The following is a 22,307-nucleotide window of genomic DNA, read 5'->3' as shown; positions in this document are numbered from 1 at the left end:
GAGTCCGCGACGGAAGAAAGCTCTACCGCGGTCGCACGGGGCCGATATAATGCGTCCCTTTGCCAATCTCGCCGTGGCCGCAGTTTTCCCTGGACCCATTCATTTATGAAAAGCGCAGAAATCCGTGAAGCCTTCCTCCGCTTCTTCGAAGAGAAGGGGCACACCCGTGTGGCCTCCAGTTCGCTGATTCCGGCGAACGATCCGACCCTGTTGTTCACCAACGCCGGTATGAACCAGTTCAAGGACTGCTTCCTCGGCCTGGAAAAGCGCGCCTATACCCGTGCCACCACCAGCCAGAAATGCGTGCGTGCCGGCGGCAAGCACAACGATCTGGAAAATGTCGGCTACACCGCCCGCCATCACACTTTCTTCGAAATGCTGGGCAATTTCAGCTTCGGCGATTATTTCAAGCGCGATGCCATCACCTACGCCTGGGAATTCCTGACTTCGCCCAAGTGGCTGAAGCTGCCCGCCGAGAAGCTCTGGGTCACGGTCTACGCCAGCGACGACGAAGCCTACGACATCTGGACCCGGACCGTCGGCGTGCCGGCCGAGCGCATGGTGCGTATCGGCGACAACAAGGGGGCCCCCTACGCCTCGGACAACTTCTGGGCGATGGGCGACACCGGTCCCTGCGGTCCGTGCACCGAGATCTTCTACGACCACGGCCCGGAAATCTGGGGCGGCCCGCCCGGTTCCGCGGAGGAAGACGGCGACCGCTACATCGAGATCTGGAACAACGTGTTCATGCAGTTCAACCGCACCGCCGACGGTGTGCTGCATCCGCTGCCGGCGCCCTCCGTGGATACCGGCATGGGCCTCGAGCGGATCAGCGCCGTGCTGCAGCATGTGCACTCGAACTACGAGATCGACCTGTTCCAGAACCTGCTGGCCGCTTCCGCCCAGGCCATCGGCTGCGCCAACGACGGCGCGCCCTCGCTCAAGGTGGTGGCCGACCACATCCGTTCCTGCAGCTTCCTGATCGCCGATGGCGTGACGCCGTCCAACGAGGGCCGCGGCTACGTGCTGCGCCGCATCATCCGCCGCGCCTGCCGCCATGGCAACAAGCTGGGCGCCAGGGGCACCTTCTTCCACAAGATCGTCGGCGCCCTGGCCGCCGAGATGGGCGATGCCTATCCGGAGCTGAGGCAGCAGCGGGCGCAGATCGAGCGCGTGCTGAAGAACGAGGAAGAGCAGTTCGCCAAGACCCTGGAGCAGGGCCTGAAGATTCTCGAGCAGGATCTGGCCGGACTGGCGGCCAAAGTCATTCCCGGCGATGTGGTGTTCAAGCTCTACGACACCTATGGTTTTCCGGCCGACCTGACCGCCGACATCGCCCGCGAACGCGATCTGACCATCGACGAGGAAGGTTTCGAGCGCGAGATGCAGGCCCAGCGCGAGCGCGCCCGCTCCGCCAGCGCCTTCGGCCTGGATTACAACAGCCTGGTCAAGGTCGATGCCGATACGCTGTTCACCGGCTACGAGGAAACTTTCGGCCAGGGGCAGGTGGTCGCCCTGTTCAAGGGCGGTGCCACCGTCGAGCGGCTCGGCGAGGGCGAGGAGGGCGTGGTGGTCCTCGACCGCACCCCGTTCTATGCCGAATCCGGCGGCCAGGTCGGCGACTGCGGCTACCTGAGCGACGCCAGCGGCGTGCGCTTCGATGTACGCGACACCACCAAGGTCGGCGGCGCCCACCTGCATCATGGCGTGGTCGCCAAAGGCGGACTGCACGTCGGTCAGGCCCTGGAGGCCCAGGTCGATGGCTCGGTGCGTGGCGCCACCGCACTCAATCACTCGGCCACCCACCTGCTGCATGCCGCCCTGCGTCGGGTGCTCGGCGAGCACGTGCAGCAGAAGGGCTCGTTGGTCAACAGCCAGCGCCTGCGCTTCGACTTCAGCCACTTCGAGGCGTTGACCACGGAACAGATCAAGGCCCTGGAAGCCCTGGTCAATACCGAGATCCGCAAGAACACGGCGGTGGAAACCGAAGTCATCGATATCGACTCGGCGAAGAAGAAGGGGGCAATGGCCCTGTTCGGCGAGAAGTACGGCGACAACGTGCGCGTCTTGAGCATGGGCGATTTCTCCATCGAGCTGTGCGGTGGCATCCATGCCAGGCGTACTGGCGATATCGGTTTGTTCAAGATCGTCGGCGAGGGCGGTGTGGCCGCCGGTGTGCGGCGGATCGAGGCGGTGACCGGCGCCGGAGCGCTGGACTACCTGAACGCCGCCGAAGAGCAGCTCAAGGAAGTGGCCGGACTGCTCAAGGGGAGCCGCGATAACCTGCTGGACAAGCTGGCCGGCCTGCTGGAGCGCAATCGCCAGTTGGAGAAGGAGCTGGAGCAGCTCAAGGCCAAGGCCGCCAGCGCCGCCGGCGACGATCTGGCCGGCTCCGCTATCGAGGTGGCGGGGGTCAAGGTGCTGTCCGCCCGCCTCGACGGACTGGACGGCAAGGCTCTGCTGGCGCTGGTCGATCAGTTGAAGAACAAGCTGGGCAGCGCGGTGATCCTGCTGGGTGGCGAGTTCGATGGCAAGGTGGTGCTGGTCGCCGGTGTGACCCAGGACATGATCGGCAAGCTCAAGGCTGGCGACCTGATGAAGCAGGCGGCGGCCGTGGTCGGCGGCAAGGGCGGCGGTCGCCCGGATATGGCCCAGGGCGGGGGGAGCGAGGCGGGCAAGCTGGATGAGGCGCTGGCGCTGGTCCGGCCGTTCGTCGAGCGGGCCCTGTAGTGGCAGTCTCCCGATCCCGGGCAGCGCCGGCCCTGGCAGTCGGCGCGCTTGAAATGTTTAATGGCGCCCTTCACGGGCTTAGGTGGCTTTTCAAATGGCGTTGATCGTACAGAAATTCGGGGGCACTTCTGTAGGCTCCATCGAGCGGATCGAGCAGGTAGCCGAGAAGGTCAAGAAGTTCCGCGACAACGGTGACGACATCGTGGTCGTGGTTTCCGCCATGAGCGGCGAAACCAATCGCCTGATCGGTCTGGCCAAGCAGATCAGCGAGCAGCCCGTGCCGCGCGAGCTGGATGTGATGGTGTCGACCGGCGAACAGGTGACCATTGCCCTGCTGGCCATGGCGCTGATCAAGCGCGGCGTGCCGGCGGTGTCCTACACCGGCAACCAGGTTCGCATCCTTACCGACAGTTCCTTCACCAAGGCCCGTATCCTGCAGATCGATGACCGGAAACTGCGTACCGATCTCAAGGCCGGCCGTGTGGTGGTGGTCGCCGGTTTCCAGGGGGTCGACGAGCACGGCAACATCACCACGCTCGGGCGCGGCGGTTCCGATACCACCGGGGTGGCTCTGGCCGCGGCCCTGAAGGCCGACGAATGTCAGATCTATACCGATGTCGACGGCGTCTATACCAGCGATCCGCGGGTGGTGCCCAAGGCCCAGCGCCTGGACAAGATCACCTTCGAGGAAATGCTGGAAATGGCCAGCCTGGGCTCCAAGGTACTGCAGATCCGTTCGGTGGAGTTCGCGGGCAAATACAATGTCCCGCTGCGCGTGCTGCATAGCTTCCAGGAGGGGCCGGGCACCCTCATTACCATTGATGAAGAGGAATCCATGGAACAGCCGATCATTTCCGGCATCGCCTTCAATCGCGACGAAGCCAAGCTGACCATTCGCGGCGTGCCGGACAATCCCGGCGTGGCGTTCAAGATCCTCGGCCCGATCAGCGAAGCCAATATCGAAGTGGACATGATCGTGCAGAACATTGCGCACGACAACACTACCGATTTCACTTTCACCGTACATCGCAACGATTATCTGAACGCCATGCGCGTGCTGGAAAATACCGCGCGCGAAATCGGCGCACGCGAAGTCATTGGCGACACCGATATTGCCAAGGTTTCCATCGTCGGAGTCGGCATGCGCTCCCATGCCGGAGTTGCCAGCCGCATGTTCGGAGCTCTGGCCAAGGAGGGGATCAATATCCAGATGATTTCGACTTCGGAAATCAAGGTTTCCGTGGTCATCGAGGAAAAATATCTGGAACTGGCGGTTCGTTCCCTGCACACCGCTTTCGAACTGGATGCTCCCGCCCGCCAGGGCGAGTGAGCGAGTGATCGATGAGGGCGCGGCCATGCCGCGTCTTCATCGTTTTGCCAGGGGGCGGCGGGCTTTCCTTTCGCCAGCCCTGGTCAATACTTGGGTGTATATTCCTCGAGGCAGGCTGGGAATAGTGCCATTTTCATTTTTGCAGACTGTTGTCCTGTTGACTTCCCTAAAAGGAGAAAGGAATGCTGATTCTGACTCGTCGGGTCGGAGAGACCCTCATGGTGGGTGATGATGTGACAGTCACCGTGCTGGGCGTGAAAGGTAATCAGGTTCGCATCGGCGTCAATGCACCAAAAGAGGTCGCCGTGCACCGCGAAGAAATCTACCAGCGCATTCAGAAAGAAAAAGATCAAGAGCCAAGCCACTAATTTTTCTCAATTTTTGGCTTTGCAAACGGGGCAAAGGTGGGTATGATTCGCCCCGTGTTGCGGAGGGGTGGCCGAGAGGCCGAAGGCGCTCCCCTGCTAAGGGAGTACACCTCAAAAGGGTGTCGGGGGTTCGAATCCCCCCTCCTCCGCCATTCAAGCGTTATAGAGGCAGGTCGTCTCGCGGTATTCGGTTGATCGCTGATCGGTCGGATTACGGCTTGAACATAAGTTCGATGACACTATAATGCGCACGCTCGACGCACTCATAGCTCAGCTGGATAGAGTACCCGGCTACGAACCGGGCGGTCGGAGGTTCGAATCCTCCTGAGTGCGCCATTACATGAGCCATGCCGAGAGGCGGGTTCAAACCAGGGGTGATCTGGTCAACGAAGCACGCTATGCACTCATAGCTCAGCTGGATAGAGTACCCGGCTACGAACCGGGCGGTCGGAGGTTCGAATCCTCCTGAGTGCACCATACTGGAAGGGCCTGCAGCGATGCAGGCCTTTTTTCATTTCCGGCCCTTGATGTTGACGCAGCCATATTCGTCGAAGTCGATCTGTCGCGTGTTGCCGTCGCTGTCACGGTAATGGTAACTGGTTCGGCCGTTACGGCTGGAAATCCTGTCCGGTTTTCCGAAGGCACTTTCTACGTCCGAACGGGGCATGCCCGAGTGCACCTGCTTTTTGAGCATCGCTTCGCGGCGTTCCCGTCCCGTGATGCGATTGCCGCAGCCGTCGTCTTGCTGGCCGACTATGGTTGGCTCCCGAGTGTTGTTCTGTCGCACCGTGCGAGGCGTACGTTCTGCAGATGGGATTGCGAGGGGCGTTGGACTGCCGCCGGGAATAGGGTTGGAGGCATTCTGCAGTTGTTGCTGCTGCTCCGCCGGACAGCCGTGGTGAGTGAAGGTGATGTGCCCGCCTGGAGCTGCGCAACGATAGATGGGCGAAGCGGCGAGTTGCAGCGAAGAGCAGAGTAGGAGTGCGGTTGTCGAAGCCCGTATCGGCGATCCGTGCATGGGTGTCCTCCTTGGTGCGGGGGTTCCAGGCTAGCGCCTGCCGATGGAGGCGGATGTGTCTCAGGTCTCTCTGTCGGGACCATGCGGTGAGGAGTGAGCGTAGGTTCGCATCGCAAGCACTTGTTCTGACCGGCATTCTGGCGAGTGCAAAGCTGTCGGTCAGTGTTATCATTGCGTTCGTCAGTCCCGCCGGGGCTCGTGGAAATCCACCATGGACTTACCCAGTAGTCACTTCAAAACCGATCCGTGCAATCGTGCATTGACTGATTGATGCCCTTGGCGTGTTCCGCTGCTGGGGGCGGAGCTTGCCATGACCCAAGTTGAAGCCAAGAAACAGCAGGAAAGCCTGCAGGAGCGTCTCGCTCAAGTTGTGGAACTGCTGCACCGGCACAAGCTGGTCGAGTACCTGACGCGTCGTCAGGAGGGGGCGCACCATGATCTGGTCGAGAATCTGGTGCACCGGCAGAATCTCGCAGAGTTGCAGCGCAAGCTCGACGAGCTTCATCCCGCAGACATCGCTTATATCCTCGAAGCTCTTCCCCTCGGCGACCGCCTGAGTGTCTGGCAGTTGGTCAAGGCCGAGCGCGACGGCGACATTCTCCTCGAAGTATCGGACGCTGTCCGCGAATCCCTGATCGCCGATATGGACGATCACGAGCTGATTGCCGCTGCCAAGGAATTGGGGGCCGACGAGCTTGCGGATCTCGCCCACGAACTGCCGCGGGATGTGGTCCACGAACTGATGGAGTCCCTCGATGCCCAGCAGCGTGAGAGGGTACGTTCAGCGCTCTCCTATGAGGAGGATCGGGTTGGCGCATTGATGGATTTCGAGATGGTCACCATCCGCGAAGACGTCAGCCTGGAAGTGGTATTGCGCTATCTGCGGCGCTTGAAGGAGCTGCCCGGACACACCGACAAGCTGTTCGTGGTGAATTACGATGGCGTGCTGAAAGGCGTACTGCCGCTCAAGCGTCTGCTGGTCAGCGATCCGGAGCGGCAGGTTTCCGAAGTCATGGCACTCGATCCCGTGCGCTTCCATCCTGACGAGGATGCTTATGATGCCGCCCAGGCTTTCGAACGCTACGATCTGGTTTCCGCGCCCGTGGTGGAGCGGAATGGCAAGCTGATCGGCCGCTTGACCATCGATGCCATGGTCGATCTGATCCGCGAGGAAGGCGAGAGCGAAGTGCTGAACATGGCTGGCTTGCGCGAGGAGGAGGACATCTTCGCCTCCGTGTGGAAGTCGGTCGGCAACCGCTGGGCGTGGCTTGCGGTGAATCTGGTGACTGCTTTCGTGGCCTCGCGCGTGATCGGCTTGTTCGAGGATTCCATCGAGAAACTGGTGGCCTTGGCGGCGCTGATGCCGATCGTCGCGGGCATCGGTGGCAATTCCGGCAATCAGACGATCACCATGATCGTCCGTGCCATGGCGCTGGGGCAGATCAATACGGCAAACACGGCTCGCCTGCTGGTCAAGGAGCTTGGTGTGGCGCTGATCAACGGCTTGGTCTGGGGCGGAGTGATCGGTGTGGTGGCGGGCGTTCTTTACGGAAGTTGGTCACTGGCCGCGGTGATGACGGGCGCAATGACCCTGAATCTGTTGATGGCCGCTTTGATGGGGGTGCTGATTCCCATGACGTTGGCCAAGCTCGGGCGCGATCCGGCCATGGGGGCCAGTGTGATGATCACGGCCATGACGGACAGCGGCGGTTTCTTCATTTTCCTGGGGCTGGCCACCCTGTTCCTGCTTTGAACGGGCACTCATGACGGTACGGGAGGAGGGGGCGGCATACATCCCGGCTGTCTGAACCCGGATGGGCGGACAATTTCGGAGATGACAGGCTTCGCGGGCTGGATGACGATGGAGAGGTATCGAGTCCGCTAATCGAGACGTTATACGGCGGGCACGCACAACCTCTGCTCGAGAAACAGGCCTACGGGCATAGGCCTGTTCTCCGCATCGGCTTTCGGCGCTTCAGTCAAAATCTCTGGCTGAAGGCAGTGCATGTCGCTCATGCGGTTACTGCTCGGTGGTCGCGCCTTCGGTCGCGAGCTCGCTATCCTGCGCAATGAGGGCAACCAGGGCGTTCTGCTGGCGTCGGGTCAGTTGCCGGAAACGCTGCAACAGTTCCCGTTCGTGCAGGGAGAGCTCGGGGCTGTCCAGGCGCAGGCTCAGGTCGTCGCCCAGGGCGTCTTCCTGAAGCAGGCTTTGCTCCAGACGTGCAATGATTTCCGAGTTCATGCTGCGGTGATGGCTGCGTGCTACATCCGCGATGCGTTCACGCATGCCATCGGGTAGACGAACGACGAATTTGTCAGCTGTACGGCTAGAGTAGATTGCCTGTTTCATAGGTTGCATAGTTTCGACCGGTGAGTTGTTATAGAGTGCTGGCAATTAGCTTGCAAGGGTGTTCTCGGTATGACCTCGTCTTGCTGAAGTGGTTCACTCTTTTCAATATCTGAATCGATTAATCGCATGCAGTTGATTTGCATGCTCCACTGACGCCGGGATTTCCGGTGAGACGAGCCCAAGAATCGACTGCGCGGACACCCTGTTGTTCCGTTGTCGCTTCCTGTTTTTGTAGGCATGACAAAGGGCTCTTTCATGGCTAGAATGCCGCCCCATCGCCATTGGTCGGTCGACTGATCGGAAGCTTGGCGAGAGTATCCCCGCGTAGGCGGGGTGTGAAAATCGATGGCTTTTTCGGCAAGTCCCCTTAGTTCAATGGATAGAACAAGCCCCTCCTAAGGGCTAGATGCTGGTTCGACTCCAGCAGGGGGCGCCACCACCTCCCGGTCGCCTGCCGTGGCGCCTGTCCCGACAGATGATCCCGTTCGCATTCCTGACGATGCCGACTGCCGCGATGGCTGAATGGAGCCGGGCATTTCAGAAGATGCCGCTGCCTTCATTTAATACGCAGCTTCGATGGCAGGCATGTCGCGCTGCGGTCTTCGTCGTAGTGCCTCGTGCATTCCTGAGCCTGTGCAGCTGCAGGGGAGTGGTTTGACTTTCGACGCGGTTTGGACTGCTTGAACTTCCCGCTGGCGGCTGCGTACTGTGTGCGGAGCGCCGTGGAAAGGAGAGGCACGCCATGCTCAAGCCTCAGCAACTGCTTGCCGACCGTCTGGCCGGCGTCGAGGAGGTCGAATGCATCACTCCCGACCTCAATGGGGTGCCTCGTGGCAAGGTAATGACTCTCAGGGGCTTTCTAGAGGGGCAGCGCCTGCAACTGGCGCGCGGGGTTCTGCTTCAGTGCATCATGGGCGGCTATCCGCCAACCCGTTTTTATGGCGGTGACGATGGCGATCTGCTCCTCGTTCCCGACCTGCGGCAGCTCCATCTTATTCCCTGGTGCGAACGGCCCCGGGCTCTGGCGGTCTGCGATGCCGAAGAGTTGAAGGGTGAAGGCTCGCCATTGTCGACCCGCGCGCTGCTCAAGCGCATAGTGGCCGCTTATGCCCGCCAAGGCTGGCAGCCGGTGGTGGCCACCGAGCTGGAGTTCTTCGTCTTCGCCCCGCATGGTGATCCACAGATGCCGTTTCAGCCGCCGATTGGGCTCGATGGTAGGCGCGAAGCGGGTTTTTCGGCCTTCAGCATGTCTTCCAGCAACGGCTTGCGGCCCTTCTTCGACGATGTCTATCGCTGCATGGCGGCGCTCGGGCTGCCGCGTGACACATTCATGCACGAAATGGGGATCAGCCAGTTCGAGATCAATCTGCTGCATGGCGACCCCCTGCAACTGGCCGACCAGACTTTTCTGTTCAAGCATCTGCTCAGAGAGGTGGCGCTCCGGCACGGGCTGACGGTGGTCTGCATGGCCAAGCCACTGGCCGGGGTTCCCGGTAGTTCCATGCATGTCCATCAGAGCGTGGTGGAGCAGGAAAGCGGCAGGAACCTGTTCAGCGATGGGGACGGCGAACCGACTCCGGCCTTCCGTCATTTCATCGGCGGTCAGCAACGGGCGCTGGCCGATCTCACCCTGTTGTTCGCTCCGCATGTCAACTCTTTCCAGCGGCTGTACCACCCCTATGCTTCGCCGAACAACGCCTGCTGGTCTTACGACAATCGGGCGGCGGGGCTGCGCATTCCGGCCAGCCCGGCGGTCGCGCGGCGGGTCGAGAACCGGCTGCCGGGCGCGGATGCCAATCCTTATCTGGCCATTGCCGCCAGTCTGGCCGCCGGTCTGTTCGGAATGCTGCAGCAGGTGGAGCCGAGCGCGCCGCTGCAGGGCGAATTCCAGGTACCGGAAAGCCTGATCCTGCCGAGCAGCATGCCGGTCGCGCTGGCTCGGCTCGAGCATAGCCGGCTGGCGCGGGAGTTGTTCGGCGAGGAATTCATCGAGGGCTATATCGCCAGCAAGCGACTGGAGCTGATGGATTTTCTCGACGAGATCAGCCCTTGGGAGCGGCGCATTCTGGCAGGCCAGGTCTGACTCCCGGACGGCTCTTCGCTTTGCCGCGCAAGGGCGCTGCCGTCGATCAGCAGCGGTGAATGTCACACTGTGAAGAGCGGGAAATCAGGCGTACTGTAATGAGCGATACAGCATTTGCGCTTGGCCTTGTGGCATGATGCGGCTGCCCGGTGGCCTATCGGGCGCACGAGGGGGAGCTTGGCATGAGCCTGTCGATTTCCTTGCATTTGCTGGCTCACGCCCCGGCTCCCGGCCAGGTGAAGCCTCGCCTGATTCCCGCGTTGGGTGAAGATGGTGCGTGCGATCTGCAACGACTGCTGGTGGAGCGCGCCTTGCACCTGCCGGTGGATGGCTTCCAGGATCGCTTTCTCTGGCTCGACGAGGGGCCCGACGAGGCCTTGGGCGCCATGGCGGAGGCCTGTGGCTGGGCCGTCGTCGAACAGCCGGCAGGCGATCTGGGCGAGCGGATGCGCCGCATCGCCACCCTCGGCCTCTGCGCCACGGACGCGGTAATCCTGATCGGCAATGACAGCCCGGCGTTGGACGGCGACTACCTGCAGGCCGCCTGCGAGGCGTTGCGCGAGCGGGATGTGGTGCTCGGGCCGGCCGAGCATGGCGATTATGCCTTGCTGGGGTTGCGGCGGCTCGACCCGTCGCTGTTCGAAGCCATTCCCTGGGGCTGCGAGGACGTGCTGCCCATCACCTGCGAGCGCCTGCGCCGGCTTGGCTGGAAGCATTGCCTGCTGCCCCGCTTATGGGGTGTGGAGGGGCCCGAGGATCTGTTGCGTCTGTCCGAGGTGGGCATCCGCCTGAGCTGAAGACTGCGGGTGAACGGCTGCGTCCCATGGGTAAAGCTATCGAGCGGCTGACATCCTTTGTAGAATATGGGCACTCGTTCAGGCGTATCCGGGAATGGGCTGGATTTTCCGGCCGTTCGTCCCGGATCCAGGGTTGCCTTCCTGGCGCTTCGCTATCCATTCTGTCGGAGTTCCGCCGTCGCGAGCGCAGGATGCGCTTTCCTCGATTCGATACCGTGGCAGTCCCGATAACGGTGGCACTGCACGCCGTGGTTTGCGACGACGCTTCCTGAAGCCCTTTCCAGCTCAGATATCCGGCATATGTGGCGTGACATAAAAATCCTCCTGATCGACGATGACTGCGGCCGACGCAGGGACATGTCGGTCATCCTCGATTTCCTCGACGAGCAATACCTGGCCTGTGCCAGTGCGGACTGGCGGGGGCAGGCCGAGTCCTTGGGCTCCAGCCGGGAGCTGTTGTGCGTGCTGCTGGGGACGGTCGAGACGCAAGGCGGGACGCTCAGGCTGATCAGGGCGCTCCGCGACTGGGACGAAACGCTTCCCGTGCTGCTGCTCGGTCGGCATCCCTCGCCGGACTGGCCGAAGGAGGCACGGCGCCAGGTGCTGGCCAGCCTGGAGGCACCACCCTCCTACAACAAGCTGCTCGATTCCCTGCATCGGGCCCAAGTCTACCGCACGATACCCGTCCAGGAGCGTGGCCTGTCGCGCGAGCCCAACCTGTTTCGCAGTCTGGTCGGCACCAGTCGGGCGATCCAGCAGGTTCGCCAATTGCTGCAGCAGGTGGCCGATACCGATGCCTGCGTGTTGCTGCAGGGCGAATCAGGAACCGGCAAGGAGGTGGTGGCGCGTAACCTGCACTACCATTCCAGACGTCGTGATGCTCCCTTCGTGCCCTTCAACTGCAGCGCCATCGCCACCGAGTTGCTGGAGAGCGAGTTGTTCGGGCATGAGAAGGGGGCTTTCAGCGGTGCCCTCGGCAGTCATGCCGGGCGTCTCGAACTGGCCCATGGCGGTGTCCTGTTTCTCGAGGAAATCGATGCCATGCCGTTGCCGGGCCAGGCTCGCCTGTTGCGTGTATTGAAGGAGGGCCTCTTCGAGCGCCTGGGCAGCACGCGCTCCCAGAGCGTCGATGTACGGATCATCGCGGCGAGTCACAAGAATCTCGAGGCGATGGTCGAAGAGGGCAGCTTCCGTGAGGATCTTTACTATCGGCTCAGTGTCTTTCCCATCGAGGTGCCGGCTCTGCGCGAGCGTGTGGAAGATCTTCCGCTGCTGTTGATCGAACTGATCGCGCGGCTGGAGCACGACAAGCTGGGCTCGATCCGCTTCAACTCGGCGGCGATCATGTCTCTCTGCCGGCACGACTGGCCGGGCAATCTGCGCGAGTTGGCCAACTTGGTGGAGCGGATGTCGATCATGCATCCCTATGGCGTCATCGGTGTGCAGGAGTTGCCGAAGAAATACCGCCACATCGAGGGAGAAGACGAGCAGGGCGACGAGGGTGGGGGGTTCGAGGCCAGCATGCCGGACCCGGCCAGCCTCGCCCTGCTGCCGCCGGAGGGGCTGGATCTGAAGGATTATCTGGCCGCCCTCGAACAGGCGCTCATCCAGCAGGCGCTGGACGACTCCGCCGGTGTGGTGGCACGTGCCGCCGAGCGCCTGCGCATCCGCCGTACCACACTGGTGGAGAAGATGCGCAAGTACGGCATGAGCCGGCGCGAGGACGGCTACGATCAAACGGCCCCGGAGCGCGCCGCAGGCTCCGTTCATTGCCCGGCGGTTGCCCTGCCGGGAGCCGAGTGTTAAACCTCGCTGCGGCGACGACACCTACCTAAGGAGCACCGTATGGCTATCACTTCGCAGCCTTCGGCAGATGGACAAGAGTTGACCATTTTCATCCAGGGGCGCTTCGATTTCGGTGCCCACCAGGAATTCCGGGATGCCTACGAACGGGTGAACGTCACTCCGAAGCGTTATGTCGTCGACCTGCAGGGGGCGACCTATCTGGACAGCTCGGCGCTCGGAATGCTCCTGCTGCTGCGCGACCATGCCGGCGGCGAGCGGGCGCAGATCCGCCTGATCCACTGCAGTCCGGACGTGCGCAAGATCCTGTCGATCTCCAACTTCGAACAGCTTTTCCACATCGCCTAGGGTTTTCCCCGTGCAGTCGACCCTGTGCATCCTGATCGCCGAGGACAGTCCCGCGGACCGGATGCTGCTGGCGACCATCGTCGGTCGCCAGGGCTATCGTGTGCTGACTGCCGGCAACGGCCTCGAGGCGATCATGATGTTCGCCCGCGAGCGTCCGCACATGGTCCTGATGGACGCACTGATGCCGGTGATGGACGGTTTCGAGGCCGCCCGGCGGATCAAGCAGATGGCCGGCGAGGAACTGGTGCCGATCATCTTCCTCACCTCGCTGACCGAGAACGAGGCTCTGGTCCAGTGCCTGGAGGTCGGCGGCGACGACTTCATCGCCAAGCCTTACAACAGTGTGATCCTGGATGCCAAGATCAAGGCCATGGACCGCCTGCGCCGGCTGCAGGCCACGGTGCTGGAGCAGCGCGACCTGATCGCCCGGCACAACGAGCACCTGCTCAACGAGCAGCGGGTGGCCAAGGCGGTGTTCGACAAGGTGGCCCACTCCGGCTGCCTCAATGCTCCGAACATCCGCTATATGCAGTCGCCCTATGCGCTGTTCAACGGCGACCTGATGCTGGCGGCCTTCAAGCCTTCCGGCGGCATGCACGTGCTGCTCGGCGACTTCACCGGACACGGCCTGCCGGCGGCGATCGGTGCCATGCCCCTGGCCGAGGTCTTCTACGGCATGACCGCCAAGGGCTATTCGCTGGCGGAAATCCTTCGCGAGATGAATGCCAAGCTCAAGCGCATCCTGCCGGTGGGCGTGTTCTGCTGTGCCGTGATGCTCAATCTGAGTTTTCAGCGACGGGTGGTCGAGGTCTGGAACGGCGGTCTTCCCGATGGCTATCTCCGGCGCGGCAGCAGCGGCGAGCGGATTCCCCTGCGTTCCCGTCACCTGCCGCTGGGCATCCTCGATGCCTCGTGCTTCGACGATCGCTACGAGATCTACCCCATGGAAACGGGGGATCGCATCTTCCTGCTTTCCGATGGCGTGCTGGAGGCATGCAACCTGGCCGGCGACTGTTTCGGCGAAGGACGGCTGCTCGAAGTGTTCGCCCTCAACCGTCAGCCGGACCTGCTGTTCAGTGAAATCCAGCAGGCGCTCAGCGCCTTCCGTGGCGAGGCGCAGGACGACGTCAGCCTGATGGAGGTCCATCTGATGGAGGAGGGACAGTTGCCGCATTCGCCGCTGATCTTCTCGGACTCCGGGCAGAATGCCTCGCTGGACTGGTCGGTCAGCTTCGAATTCCGTGCCGAAACCCTCAAACGCTTCAATCCGCTGCCCTATCTGCTGCAACTGCTGCTCGAGGTGGAGGAGCTGCGCATACAGGGCAGCGTGCTTTACACGGTGCTCGCCGAGCTGTACTCCAATGCCCTGGAGCATGGGGTGATGGGCCTGGATTCGTCGCTCAAGCGCGATGCCCAGGGGTTCGCCGAATACTATCGGGAGCGCCGTACGCGACTGGCGAACCTGTGCGATGGCTATGTGCGGTTCCATCTGGATCTGCGGCCCGAGGGCAAGGGGGGGCGCCTGAGCATTCGCGTCGAGGACAGCGGTCCGGGTTTCGACGTGCAGCGGATGCTGGAGCGGCACGCGTTGGCCGAGCACTTGAGCGGGCGTGGCCTGAAACTGGTGCGCCAACTGGCCGACCGTTGCAGTTGGGCGCCCGACGGTCGCGGCGTGTGCGTGGAGTTTTCCTGGCCCGCTCGGCATAATCCCGCGGATCGCCCCTCGGCCCAGGAGTGACTTGGTGTGTCCGAACATCTCGATCCCAGCGTTCAGGCGCTTCTGCGGGAGGTCATGGAGGACGAGTATCCGCTTCTGCTGGATACTTTCCTGAGCGACTCCGAGGCCCGCCTGCATGCCCTGCGCCAGGCCCATGACGCCCGGGATGCCGAAGCCCTGCGTCGAGCCGCGCACAGCTTCAAGGGCAGTTGCAGCAACATGGGTGCGCCGCGGCTGACCGAACTGTGCCGGCTGCTCGAGCATCAGGCCCGCACCGGCGAACTGACTCCGGTGTCCGTCCTGCTGGCGCAGGCGGAACAGGAGTTCGCCATCATCCGTACCTTGATCGAGTCCGAACGACAGCGTCATCCGTGACGCCCCTGCTGGAGAGAAAAACATGGTCATGACGATGGATGCGGTGCTGCAGCGTGCGCGTCCGGTGCTCCCGGTATTGGTGATCGAAGACGCCGAACTGGCGGTGGATCTGGCGCGGGCGCTGCACGCAGGCGGCATCCAGGTACTCGAGGTGACGTTGCGCACCTCGCGCGCACTGGATGCGCTGGCGGCGATCCGGCAGGCGCTGCCGGACCTGCTGGTCGGTGCCGGCACCCTGATCCATAGCGAGCAGTTCCTCGAGGCCCGCGATGCCGGTGCGCAATTCGTCGTCAGTCCCGGCTGTACCCAGCGCCTGGCGGCGGCCGCCGACGATTGCCGGCTGCCCTACCTGCCGGGCGTGATGACGCCCTCGGAAGTCCTGCAGGCCCTGGAGTTCGGCTATCGCTCGCTGAAGCTGTTCCCGGCCAACGGCACCACCAGCGTGAAGATGCTGAAGAGTTTCAAGGAGCCGTTCAGCGGCATCCGCTTCTGTCCCACCGGCGGGGTGACGCCGGACAATCTGCTGAGCTTCCTCGGTCTGCCCAACGTCGCCTGCGTGGGGGGGACCTGGGTCGCGCCCGCCAGCCTGATCCGCGCCCGCGCCTGGGACCAGATCACCCAACTCGCCCGCGAGGCCTGCGAACAGGCGGCCAGTTTGGAGCACCATTCTTGAGTTGGCGGTGGCCCGCGCCTTTCGTCATCGACATCGAAGTGCTGCCGGCGCACATCGACGGTCTCGGCCACGTCAACAACGTGGTCTACGTCGGCTGGCTGGAGGATTGCGCCTGGCGCCATTCGCAGAGCCTGGGCCTCGGGCTGGACGAGTACCGGCGCCTGGACAGGGCGATGGCGGTCCTGCGTCACGAGATCGACTATCTGGCCAGCGCCCGCCTGGGCGAGCGCCTGCAGATGGGAACCTGGATCGTCGATGCGTATCGCGGCCTGAAGATGACCCGCCGGTTTCAACTGCTGCGTCCGGCCGACGGTGTCACCCTGCTGAGCGCGCAGACCACCTTCGCCTGCATCGAACTCTCCAGCGGCAGGCCCCGGCGGATGCCGGAGGCTTTCGTGGAGCGCTACGGCAAAGCGCTGATCGACGCCTAGCTTTGCCTCCTTCCGTTCATCCTTGCCGGAAACCTCTCCCATGCGAATCGCCCTGGCCCCCATGGAGGGATTGGTCGACGAACTGCTTCGTGACTTGCTGACCCGCGTCGGCGGTATCGACTGGTGCGTGACCGAATTCGTCCGGGTCTGCGACCGTCTGCTGCCGGTCGCCCAGTTCGAGAAACTGGCTCCGGAGCTGCGGCATGGCTGGCGGACCCGGGCCGGCACGCCGATGCATCTGCAACTGCTCGGTTCCGATCCGGCATGCCTGGCCGAGAACGCGGCGCTGGCGGCCGAATTGGGCGCGCCGGCGATCGATCTCAACTTCGGTTGCCCGGCGAAGACGGTCAACCGCTCGCGGGGCGGAGCGGTGCTGCTCGACGAGCCGGAACTGCTGCATGCCATCGTCCGCGAGGTGCGCCGGGCCGTGCCGGCGCATGTGCCGGTGACCGCCAAGATGCGCCTGGGGTACGCCCGGCCCGAGGGCGCCCTGGAGTGCGCCCGCGCGCTGGTCGAGGGCGGCGTCGCACATCTGGTGGTGCACGCACGGACCAAGGTCGAGGGCTACCGGCCGCCGGCCCATTGGGAATGGCTGGCGCGGGTGCGGGAGGCGGTTGCCGTGCCGGTCTATGCCAACGGCGAAATCTGGACGCCGGCGGATTGGCTGCGCTGCCGGGAAATCAGCGGGGTGGAGGATGTCATGCTCGGCCGCGGCCTGGTTTCGCGCCCCGATCTGGCCCGGCAGATCGCCATGGCGTGCGCCGGACGCACGCTCGAGCCGCAGGGCTGGGGTGAGGTACAGCCGCTGGTGCGCGAGTTCTGGCGGCGCGCCCGGCAGCGGATCGCGCCGCGCTACGCGCCTGGCCGGCTCAAGCAGTGGCTGGGCATGCTGGCGCGCAGTTATCCGGAGGCGGCCGCGCTGTTCGCCGAACTGCGCCGGGAGAACGACTGCGGGCGGCTGGATGCCCTGCTGGGCGTAGAGTTGCGCGGTATTTTCCCGGATCTGTGTCCGGCGCTCTGAAAGGCGACGCCGGTCCGCTGCGGATCGGCCGGCGAGGTCAGGTCGTCAGGCCCGCAGCCCGCATGATCAGGCGCAGCCCATAGGCGAGTATGCCCAGGCAGAGCACGCTGGCGGTCCAGATCGTCACTAGCCAGAGGAGCCGGCGCGGCCAGCGCGCATCGTGGTGGTGGCTTCGGGATTTCATCGGGGATCGCTCCTCGTTCTTCGGGCCGCTTTCCGAAATACCCAGTATGGCCGGATCGGACATCGGAGAGGGCTGCTGCGGGTCAGGCGCGGAAATCCTCTTGGCGTATTTCCGTGCCTGGCTGGTTTTCCTTCGAGGGGCCGGTTCCGAAAGGGCGTTTCGCCCCTTGAAATTCGCCGGACGGACTCCATCTGGGAGCCTGCGGGATGCCGGAGCCGGGTCCCGCGACAGAATGCTCGCTGATCTATCGGGAGACTGACGATGTCCGCTTTTTCCATGGCCCCTCTGTTCCGCCAATCCATCGGTTTCGACCGCTTCAACGACCTGTTCGAGTCCGCCCTGCGCAACGAGGCCGGCAGCACCTATCCGCCCTATAACATCGAGAAGCACGGCGACGAGCGCTATCGCATCGTGATCGCGGCGGCCGGCTTCCAGGAGTCCGATCTGGACGTGCAGGTCGAACGCGGCGTACTGAGCGTCAGCGGCGGCAAGCGCGAGAATCGATCCGAAGGTGTCACCTATCTGCATCAGGGTATCGCCCAGCGCGCCTTCAAGCTGTCGTTCCGTCTGGTCGACCATATCGAGGTCAAGGGCGCCGAGCTGCGCAACGGTCTGCTGAGCATCGAACTGGTGCGCATCGTGCCGGAGGAGGCCAGCCCCAAGCGCATTCCGATCGGCAGCGGCCGGCCGGCCCTGGAGAGCTGACCGCTATCCCGGAGAGAGGGGCGCCGCTGGCGCCCCTTTTTCGTCGTTCAGGAGGCAGGCGCCTCGCGCGCACCGTCGAGCAGCGCCATGAAGGCCCGCGCCGCGTTGGACAGGGTCCGCTCGGTGTGCAGGATGTAGCCGAGCTGGCGCGACAGGTGGATGCCGGGCAGCGTCAGGGATTTCACCTGATCGTCCAGCATGGTGCGTGGCAGCACGCTCCAGGCGATGCCGATGGACACCATCATCTTGATCGTCTCCAGATAGTTGGTGCTCATGGCGATGCCGGGCGCCAATCCCTCGCGTTCGAACAGGCGCCGGACGATGTGATGGGTGAAGGTATTGCCGCCGGGGAACACCGCCGGATGCCGGGCCACGTCGGCCAGGCTCACTTGGGCGTTGCGCGCCAGCGGGTGCTCGGGAGCGGCGACGAAATCCAGCGGATCGTCCCAGACCTTCACCGCCCGCACCGGCGGCGCCGTCTCCGGTGCCAGGGTGATCACCGCCAGCTCGGCGCGGCCGTGCAGGATCTCCTCGTAGGCCACTTCCGAATCGAGGAAGCGGATGTCCAGCGCCACCTGCGGATAGGCGCGGGTGAAGGCGCGCAGCAGTGGCGGCAGTCGGTGCAGGCCGATGTGGTGGCTGGTCGCCAGAGTCAGCCGACCGCTGACATCGCCGTTGAGGTTGTTCAGTGCCCGCCGGGTGTCCTCCAGCACGCTGAGTATCCGGTAAGCTCGCGGCAGCAGCGCCCGGCCGGCCTCGGTCAGCCTCACCTCGCGGCCGAGGCGGTCGAACAGGCGCACCTGAAGCTGCTGCTCCAGTGCGGCGATACGCTTGCTCACCGCTGGCTGGGTCAGGTGCAGGCGTTCGCCGGCTTCGGAGAAGCTGCCGGTTTCGGCGACCGCGATGAAGGCATTGAGGCTGGCGAGATCCATCCGAGAGGTTTCCAGGTAGGAGAGGGTGGTTCGAGTGGGTGCCTTTGCATTCCTTATGGGAATGCAGCGGATAAAAAATATGAATTTGAGTTATTCCCTGCAAGTCCCTAGCATCCCCCATCGCGCATGGGGGCGGTCGCCCCCGCAGAACAAAACTGATGAGGAAAGTCCGATGGCCGGCAAAACGCTCTACGACAAACTCTGGGACATGCATGAGGTGAAGCGGCGCGACGATGGCTCGTCGCTGATCTACATCGATCGCCAGATTCTCCACGAAGTGACCTCGCCGCAGGCCTTCGAGGGGCTGCGCCTGGCCGGGCGCAAGCCGTGGCGCGTGGATGCCAACATCGCCACCCCGGACCACAACGTGCCGACCACCCAGGATCGCCAGTCGGGGGTCGCCGCCATCGCCGACGAAACCTCGCGCATCCAGGTGCAGACCCTGGACGAGAACTGCGACGAGTTCGGCATCGTCGAGTTCAAGATGAACGACCCGCGCCAGGGCATCGTCCATGTGGTCGGCCCGGAGCAGGGCGCCACCCTGCCGGGCATGACCGTGGTCTGCGGCGACTCGCACACGTCCACCCATGGCGCCTTCGGCGCGCTGGCCCACGGCATCGGTACCTCCGAGGTGGAGCATGTGCTCGCCACCCAATGCCTGGTGGCCAAGAAGATGAAGAACATGCAGGTGCGCGTGGAGGGCGAACTGCCCCTGGGCGTCAGCGCCAAGGACATAGTGCTCGCCGTGATCGGCCGGATCGGCACCGCCGGCGGTACCGGCCACGCCCTGGAGTTCGCCGGCAGCGCCATCCGCGGCTTGTCCATGGAGGGCCGCATGACCCTCTGCAACATGGCCATCGAAGCCGGGGCCCGGGTCGGCATGGTGGCGGTGGACGAGAAGACCATCGACTACGTCAAGGGCCGCCCCTATGCACCGCAGGGCGCCGACTGGGACAAGGCGGTCGCCCAGTGGCGGGAACTGGTGTCCGATGCCGATGCCGGGTTCGACACCGTCGTCGAACTGAAGGCCGAAGAAATCAGGCCGCAGGTCACCTGGGGGACCTCGCCGGAGATGGTCCTGCCGGTCGACGAGCGCGTGCCGGACCCGGCTTCCGAGAGCGATCCGGTCAAGCGCGATTCCATCGTTCGCGCGCTGAAGTACATGGGCCTCGCGGCCAATCAGCCGATCGGCGAGATCAAGGTCGACCGCGTGTTCATCGGTTCCTGCACCAACTCGCGGATCGAGGATCTGCGCGCCGCCGCCGAGGTGGCCAAGGGCCGCAAGGTCGCCGCGAGCGTCAAGCAGGCGCTGGTGGTGCCGGGCTCCGGGCTGGTCAAGGAGCAGGCGGAGAAGGAGGGGCTGGACAGGATCTTCATCGAGGCCGGTTTCGAGTGGCGCGAGCCGGGTTGCTCCATGTGCCTGGCGATGAACCCGGACCGCCTGGAGAGCGGCGAGCACTGCGCCTCCACGTCCAACCGCAACTTCGAGGGCCGTCAGGGCGCCGGCGGGCGTACCCACCTGGTCAGTCCGGCCATGGCCGCCGCCGCCGCGGTCGCCGGCCGTTTCGTCGATGTACGCCAATTGCTCCAGGCCTGAGGAGACAACGGATGAAAGCCTTTACCCAGCACACCGGTCTGGTCGCTCCCCTTGATCGCGCCAATGTCGATACCGATCAGATCATTCCCAAGCAGTTCCTCAAATCGATCAAGCGCACCGGCTTCGGTCCCAATCTGTTCGACGAGTGGCGTTATCTGGACGTCGGCCAGCCGGGCCAGGACTGCTCGGCGCGTCCGCTGAACACCGGGTTCGTGCTGAACCTGCCGCGCTACCAGGGCGCCAGCGTACTGCTGGCCCGCGAGAACTTCGGCTGCGGCTCGAGCCGCGAGCACGCACCTTGGGCGCTGGATGAGTACGGTTTCCGCACGGTCATCGCGCCGAGCTTCGCCGACATCTTCTTCAACAACAGCTTCAAGAACGGCCTCCTGCCGATCATCCTGCCGGAAGCCGAGGTGGACGAACTGTTCAGGCAGTGCGAATCGACCGAGGGCTACCGACTGACCGTCGACCTGGCCGCGCAGACCGTGACCCGCCCGGACGGCAAGGCGCTGTCCTTCGAGATCGATCCGTTCCGCAAGCATTGCCTGCTCAACGGCCTGGACGACATCGGCCTGACCCTGCGGGATGCCGACGCCATCCGCGTGTTCGAGGAAAAGCACCGGCAGGCCAGCCCCTGGCTGTTCGGCGCGATCAAGTAAGCGGGAGTAGGGTGGAAAACCGCGCAGCGTTTTCCACCATGGTTTCCGGTGGATAAGGCCATGGGCCGTTATCCACCCTACGGTATAGAGGAAACGCAATGAGCAAGCAGATTCTGGTTCTTCCGGGCGACGGCATCGGCCCGGAAATCATGGCCGAGGCGGTTAAGGTCCTGCAGTTGGCCAACGAGAAGTACCAACTGGGCTTCGTACTGGGCTACGACGAACTGGGCGGGGCGGCCGTCGACAAGTACGGCGTGCCGCTGGCCGACGAGACCCTGGAGCGCGCGCGCGCCGCCGATGCCATCCTGCTCGGCGCCGTCGGCGGTCCGAAATGGGACGCCATCGACCCGGCCATCCGCCCGGAGCGCGGCCTGCTGAAAATCCGTTCGCAACTGGGCCTGTTCGGCAACCTGCGCCCGGCGCTGCTCTATCCGCAACTGGCCGAGGCCTCCACCCTCAGGCCCGAAGTGGTCGCCGGCCTGGACATCCTCATCGTCCGCGAACTGACCGGCGGCATCTACTTCGGCGCCCCGCGCGAGAGCCGGTTGCTTGCGAACGGCGAGCGCATGGCCTACGACACCCTGCCGTACAGCGAAAGCGAGATCCGCCGCATCGCCAAGGTCGGTTTCGACATGGCGCGCGTGCGCGGCAAGAAGCTGTGCTCGGTGGACAAGGCCAACGTACTGGCCTCCAGCCAACTGTGGCGTGCGGTGGTCGAGGAGGTCGCCAAGGACTATCCGGACGTCGTGCTGTCGCACATGTACGTCGACAACGCGGCCATGCAACTGGTGCGTGCGCCCAAGCAATTCGACGTGATCGTCACCGACAACATGTTCGGCGACATCCTGTCGGACGAGGCTTCCATGCTCACCGGCTCGATCGGCATGCTGCCGTCGGCTTCGCTGGACGCCGACAACAAGGGCATGTACGAGCCGTGCCACGGCAGCGCGCCGGACATCGCCGGCAAGGGTATCGCCAATCCGCTGGCCACCATCCTCTCGGTATCGATGATGCTGCGTTACAGCTTCGGCCAGGTCGAGGCGGCCAACGCCATCGAGCAGGCGGTCAGCAAGGTGCTGGACCAGGGGCTGCGCACCGGCGACATCTGGTCGGAGGGCTGCCGGAAGGTCGGCACGGCCGAGATGGGCGATGCGGTAGTCGCAGCGCTTGCCACGTTGTAAGCTTC

21 protein-coding genes and 4 tRNA genes are annotated in these 22,307 nt (G+C 63.8%); 21 read left to right on the top strand and 4 right to left on the bottom strand.

The genetic code is table 11. The features are described 5' to 3' along the window. The first annotated feature begins 105 nt into the window (after positions 1–105). From alaS to AVCA_RS15625, 6 genes are all read left to right on the top strand, one after another. On the top strand, positions 106–2,730 hold the full coding sequence (gene alaS, locus AVCA_RS15650; RefSeq protein ID WP_012701975.1) for an alanine--tRNA ligase: 2,625 nt from the start codon (positions 106–108) through the stop codon (positions 2,728–2,730). Between the two features lie 94 nt (positions 2,731–2,824). Then, positions 2,825–4,060 (top strand): aspartate kinase, encoded by a 1,236-nt coding sequence (locus AVCA_RS15645; RefSeq protein WP_012701974.1) that lies wholly within the window; start codon positions 2,825–2,827, stop codon positions 4,058–4,060. A gap of 182 nt (positions 4,061–4,242) precedes the next feature. Further along, positions 4,243–4,428 carry a carbon storage regulator CsrA gene (csrA, locus tag AVCA_RS15640; protein ID WP_003283978.1) on the top strand — a complete coding sequence of 62 codons (186 nt, stop codon included), beginning with the start codon at positions 4,243–4,245 and terminating at the stop codon, positions 4,426–4,428. Positions 4,429–4,489: 61 nt separating this feature from the next. After that, positions 4,490–4,580: transfer RNA gene (locus tag AVCA_RS15635), tRNA-Ser, on the top strand. Positions 4,581–4,687: 107 nt separating this feature from the next. Further along, positions 4,688–4,764, top strand: a tRNA-Arg gene (locus AVCA_RS15630). 64 nt (positions 4,765–4,828) lie between these two features. Continuing rightward, positions 4,829–4,905 (top strand) — tRNA-Arg (locus AVCA_RS15625). A gap of 34 nt (positions 4,906–4,939) precedes the next feature. On the opposite strand, the gene AVCA_RS25225 is transcribed toward AVCA_RS15625, so the two are convergent. Continuing rightward, complete coding sequence (locus AVCA_RS25225; RefSeq protein WP_072432481.1) at positions 4,940–5,446, bottom strand: DUF4124 domain-containing protein; 507 nt, start codon at positions 5,444–5,446, stop codon at positions 4,940–4,942. Between the two features lie 310 nt (positions 5,447–5,756). On the opposite strand from AVCA_RS25225, the gene mgtE reads away from it, so the two are divergent. Then, complete coding sequence (mgtE, locus tag AVCA_RS15615; protein WP_012701971.1) at positions 5,757–7,199, top strand: magnesium transporter; 1,443 nt, start codon at positions 5,757–5,759, stop codon at positions 7,197–7,199. A 267-nt stretch (positions 7,200–7,466) separates the two neighbouring features. On the opposite strand, the gene AVCA_RS15610 is transcribed toward mgtE, so the two are convergent. Beyond that, positions 7,467–7,805: an Arc family DNA-binding protein gene (locus AVCA_RS15610; RefSeq protein ID WP_041807311.1), complete on the bottom strand. Its 339-nt coding sequence runs from the start codon at positions 7,803–7,805 to the stop codon at positions 7,467–7,469. A gap of 352 nt (positions 7,806–8,157) precedes the next feature. On the opposite strand from AVCA_RS15610, the gene AVCA_RS15605 reads away from it, so the two are divergent. From AVCA_RS15605 to AVCA_RS15560, 10 genes are all read left to right on the top strand, one after another. Then, a tRNA-Arg gene (locus tag AVCA_RS15605) sits at positions 8,158–8,232 on the top strand. Positions 8,233–8,538: 306 nt separating this feature from the next. Beyond that, positions 8,539–9,879 carry a glutamine synthetase family protein gene (locus tag AVCA_RS15600; protein WP_012701969.1) on the top strand — a complete coding sequence of 447 codons (1,341 nt, stop codon included), beginning with the start codon at positions 8,539–8,541 and terminating at the stop codon, positions 9,877–9,879. A gap of 182 nt (positions 9,880–10,061) precedes the next feature. Beyond that, positions 10,062–10,676, top strand: a complete 615-nt coding sequence (locus AVCA_RS15595; RefSeq protein WP_012701968.1) for a TIGR04282 family arsenosugar biosynthesis glycosyltransferase — start codon at positions 10,062–10,064, stop codon at positions 10,674–10,676. A gap of 300 nt (positions 10,677–10,976) precedes the next feature. Continuing rightward, positions 10,977–12,482, top strand: coding sequence for a sigma-54-dependent transcriptional regulator (locus AVCA_RS15590; protein ID WP_012701967.1), 1,506 nt, complete (start codon positions 10,977–10,979; stop codon positions 12,480–12,482). A gap of 39 nt (positions 12,483–12,521) precedes the next feature. Beyond that, positions 12,522–12,827: an STAS domain-containing protein gene (locus tag AVCA_RS15585; protein ID WP_012701966.1), complete on the top strand. Its 306-nt coding sequence runs from the start codon at positions 12,522–12,524 to the stop codon at positions 12,825–12,827. Between the two features lie 10 nt (positions 12,828–12,837). Further along, complete coding sequence (locus AVCA_RS15580) at positions 12,838–14,565, top strand: fused response regulator/phosphatase (protein ID WP_012701965.1); 1,728 nt, start codon at positions 12,838–12,840, stop codon at positions 14,563–14,565. A gap of 54 nt (positions 14,566–14,619) precedes the next feature. Continuing rightward, the gene (locus AVCA_RS15575; RefSeq protein WP_194290193.1) at positions 14,620–14,919 is read left to right on the top strand and encodes an Hpt domain-containing protein; all 300 of its coding nucleotides are present in this window, start codon (positions 14,620–14,622) and stop codon (positions 14,917–14,919) included. A 22-nt stretch (positions 14,920–14,941) separates the two neighbouring features. Then, positions 14,942–15,592 carry a bifunctional 4-hydroxy-2-oxoglutarate aldolase/2-dehydro-3-deoxy-phosphogluconate aldolase gene (locus tag AVCA_RS15570; RefSeq protein ID WP_012701963.1) on the top strand — a complete coding sequence of 217 codons (651 nt, stop codon included), beginning with the start codon at positions 14,942–14,944 and terminating at the stop codon, positions 15,590–15,592. Then, a complete protein-coding gene (locus AVCA_RS15565) occupies positions 15,589–16,023 on the top strand; it encodes an acyl-CoA thioesterase (RefSeq protein ID WP_175555873.1) in 435 nt (144 codons plus the stop codon). Before AVCA_RS15570 ends, AVCA_RS15565 begins: the two co-directional genes overlap by 4 nt. Positions 16,024–16,063: 40 nt before the next feature. Beyond that, entirely contained in the window at positions 16,064–17,044 is a 981-nt protein-coding gene (locus AVCA_RS15560; RefSeq protein WP_012701961.1) for a tRNA dihydrouridine synthase, read from the top strand. 37 nt (positions 17,045–17,081) lie between these two features. Here AVCA_RS15560 and AVCA_RS15555 read toward each other — a convergent pair whose 3' ends face one another. Then, positions 17,082–17,228: a DUF2474 domain-containing protein gene (locus AVCA_RS15555; protein ID WP_231876230.1), complete on the bottom strand. Its 147-nt coding sequence runs from the start codon at positions 17,226–17,228 to the stop codon at positions 17,082–17,084. A gap of 261 nt (positions 17,229–17,489) precedes the next feature. Between AVCA_RS15555 and AVCA_RS15550 the strand changes: the two genes are divergently transcribed. Further along, positions 17,490–17,933 carry an Hsp20 family protein gene (locus tag AVCA_RS15550; protein WP_012701959.1) on the top strand — a complete coding sequence of 148 codons (444 nt, stop codon included), beginning with the start codon at positions 17,490–17,492 and terminating at the stop codon, positions 17,931–17,933. Positions 17,934–17,980: 47 nt separating this feature from the next. Here AVCA_RS15550 and AVCA_RS15545 read toward each other — a convergent pair whose 3' ends face one another. Continuing rightward, on the bottom strand, positions 17,981–18,865 hold the full coding sequence (locus AVCA_RS15545) for a LysR family transcriptional regulator (protein WP_012701958.1): 885 nt from the start codon (positions 18,863–18,865) through the stop codon (positions 17,981–17,983). A 172-nt stretch (positions 18,866–19,037) separates the two neighbouring features. Here AVCA_RS15545 and leuC point away from each other — a divergent pair, with 172 nt between their 5' ends. From leuC to leuB, 3 genes are all read left to right on the top strand, one after another. Next, positions 19,038–20,462, top strand: coding sequence for a 3-isopropylmalate dehydratase large subunit (gene leuC, locus AVCA_RS15540; RefSeq protein ID WP_012701957.1), 1,425 nt, complete (start codon positions 19,038–19,040; stop codon positions 20,460–20,462). Between the two features lie 11 nt (positions 20,463–20,473). After that, entirely contained in the window at positions 20,474–21,121 is a 648-nt protein-coding gene (leuD, locus tag AVCA_RS15535; RefSeq protein WP_012701956.1) for a 3-isopropylmalate dehydratase small subunit, read from the top strand. Between the two features lie 98 nt (positions 21,122–21,219). Beyond that, positions 21,220–22,302 (top strand): 3-isopropylmalate dehydrogenase, encoded by a 1,083-nt coding sequence (leuB, locus tag AVCA_RS15530; RefSeq protein WP_012701955.1) that lies wholly within the window; start codon positions 21,220–21,222, stop codon positions 22,300–22,302. The last annotated feature ends 5 nt before the right edge of the window (positions 22,303–22,307 follow it).

The sequence above is a fragment of the Azotobacter vinelandii CA genome (assembly GCF_000380335.1).
Classification (GTDB): domain Bacteria; phylum Pseudomonadota; class Gammaproteobacteria; order Pseudomonadales; family Pseudomonadaceae; genus Azotobacter; species Azotobacter vinelandii.
This window is presented reverse-complemented; position numbering and strand designations above follow the sequence as displayed.